2 protein-coding genes and 1 pseudogene are annotated in these 2,397 nt (G+C 66.5%); 2 read left to right on the forward strand and 1 reads right to left on the reverse strand.

The genetic code is table 11. From position 1 onward, the window contains the following. Positions 1–194, reverse strand: a pseudogene (locus VGH54_RS12750) (diguanylate cyclase); the annotation flags it as partial. Between the two features lie 72 nt (positions 195–266). Between VGH54_RS12750 and VGH54_RS12755 the strand changes: the two are divergent. Continuing rightward, positions 267–1,058 (forward strand): LLM class F420-dependent oxidoreductase, encoded by a 792-nt coding sequence (locus VGH54_RS12755; RefSeq protein ID WP_331512366.1) that lies wholly within the window; start codon positions 267–269, stop codon positions 1,056–1,058. Then, on the forward strand, positions 1,055–2,397 hold a 1,343-nt coding region (locus VGH54_RS12760; RefSeq protein ID WP_331512367.1), incomplete at its 3' end, for an ABC transporter permease subunit. The genes VGH54_RS12755 and VGH54_RS12760, both read left to right, overlap by 4 nt.

Raw genomic sequence — 2,397 nt, forward strand, 5'->3', positions numbered from 1 at the left:
CCGGCATAGAGGAGCTCCAAGTCCGGCCGCAGTCCGCGGCGGCGACCCTGCAGCACCCCGAAGAGGTACACCCGGCGGGAGTGATTGAACAGCAAGTCGTCTTCGGCAGCTCGGATGTGCGCGGTGATCGCCGTCACCAGCTTGGTGTCGGGAATGTTAACGCCGGCGATACTGTCGGCATCCGTGCTGGACATATGCAAGTCCTACGCGAAGGAGGTTGGTTGTCCAGCTTATCTCGCGTGGCACCGCGCCCTACGGTAGAAAGCATGCCTTCTCCCGAGCGGCCGATCCGTATCGGCGTTCAGCTGCAGCCCCAGCATTCCCCGAACTACGGCAACCTGCGCGACGCCGTGCGCCGATGTGAAGACGTCGGCGTCGACGTCGCTTTCAACTGGGACCACTTCTTCCCTCTCTACGGCGATCCCGATGGCGCGCATTTCGAGTGCTGGACCATGCTCGGCGCCTGGGCCGAGCAGACCTCGCGAATCCAGATCGGCGCGCTGGTGACCTGCAACTCCTATCGAAACCCGGAGCTGCTGGCCGACATGGCCCGCACCGTCGACCACATCTCGGACGGTCGGCTGATCCTCGGCATCGGATCCGGCTGGAAGGAAAAGGACTACGACGAGTACGGCTACGAGTTCGGCACCGTCGGCAGTCGGCTCGACGACCTGAGTGGCGCGCTGCCGCGGATCACGTCCCGGCTGGCCAAGCTCAACCCGGCGCCCACCCGCGACATCCCGCTGCTGATCGGCGGGAAGGGGCCGAAGAAAACCCTGCGGCTGGTCGCCGAGCACGGCGACATCTGGCACGGGTTCACCAGCGTCGACAGCTACCCACAAGCCGCCGCGGTGCTGGCCGAGCATTGCGCCGCGGTGGGTCGCGATCCCAACGCCATCGAGCACTCAGCCGGCGTCAACAAGGACCACGGCGGGTTGCTCGCCGACGCGGAAGGGTTGGTGGCGCTGGGCGTGACGCTGCTGACCGTCGGGGTCAACGGCCCGGACTACGACCTGAGCGACGCCGAGGAGCTGTGCCGATGGCGTGATCGGTCATGAGGAGCGGCGCGTCGAAACTTGTTGCGCTACTGGCCACCATCCTGCTGGCCTACAGCCTGGCTCCGGTCGCCCCGGCCGCCGCCGACAACCTGTGCAAGCCGTCGGGCAAAGAGGGCGCGATCGCGCTGCCGGAGAAGCTGGTCACCGCCAGCCCGCCGCAGGAACGCGACTACACGACCGCCGACGTCGAACCATTGAGTTCGGTGAACATCGACGCGCTCGGCTTGCGCACGCCGCGGACCCTGACCATCGGAACTCAGCCGGGAGGTCCCCCGACCAGCTGCCTGAACACCACGGGGCGCTACACCGGTTATGACAACGAGCTGCTGCGCGCGATCGCCGCGAAGCTGGGGCTGAACGTCGTCTTCGCCGGCACCGAATTCGCCGGCCTGCTCGCCCAGGTGGCGACGGGACGCTTCGACGTCGCCTCGTCGTCGATCGTCGCCACCGAAGCGCGCCGCCGCACGGTCGGATTTACCAACGGCTACGACTTCGGTTATCTGTCGTTGATCGTCCCGTCCCGCTCGCCGCTCGACAGCTTCGAGAAACTGGGTGCGGGGCAGCGGATAGGCGTCATTCAGGGCACCGTCGAAGAGGCCTATGTCGTCGACACCGTGCATGTGCAGCCGGTGAAATTCCCCGACTTCACCACCCTGTACACCTGCCTGAAGAACCATCAGCTCGACGCGTGGGTGGCGCCGGCAATGGAGGCGGCCAAAGTGATGCGGCACGGCGATACCGCCGCCGTCGCCGCCTACACGTTTAGTCCGGGCAGTTTCATAGCGTTCCCGGTGGCCAAAGACAACCAGCCGCTGATCGATGCGTTGAACGCCGGCTTGGACGCCGTCATCGCCGACGGCACCTGGGCGCAGCTGTATACCGACTGGCTTCCACGGCCGTTGCCGCGGGGCTGGAAGCCGGGATCGAAATCTGCCCCGACGCCGCAGCTGCCGGACTTCGCGGCGATCGCCAAACGCAATCACCGCGGGGAGTCGGCCGGGCCCGCGCCGCCGAAATCCACGCTGGCCCAACTGCGGGACCAGTTCTTCGACTGGGATCTGTACAAGCAGGCCATCCCGGCGATGGTGACGACGGGCTTACCCAACACGCTGATCTTGACCGTCAGCGCCAGTGTGATCGGCCTGGTGGTCGGTATGGCGCTCGCGGTGGCCGGTGTCTCCCGGACCCGCTGGCTGCGCTGGCCGGCGCGGCTCTACACCGACATCTTCCGCGGCCTGCCCGAAGTGGTCATCATTCTGCTGATCGGGCTCGGCATCGGGCCGATCGTGGGCGGATTGACGAACAACAATCCCTACCCGTTGGGCATCGCCGCCCTGGG

The organism is Mycobacterium sp., from assembly GCF_036488105.1.
GTDB lineage: Bacteria > Actinomycetota > Actinomycetes > Mycobacteriales > Mycobacteriaceae > Mycobacterium.

Bases quoted from the DNA above. Each gene is read 5' to 3' on its own strand.
- VGH54_RS12755 (WP_331512366.1), top strand. From the start codon at position 267: ATGCCTTCTCCCGAGCGGCCGATCCGTATCGGCGTTCAGCTGCAGCCC.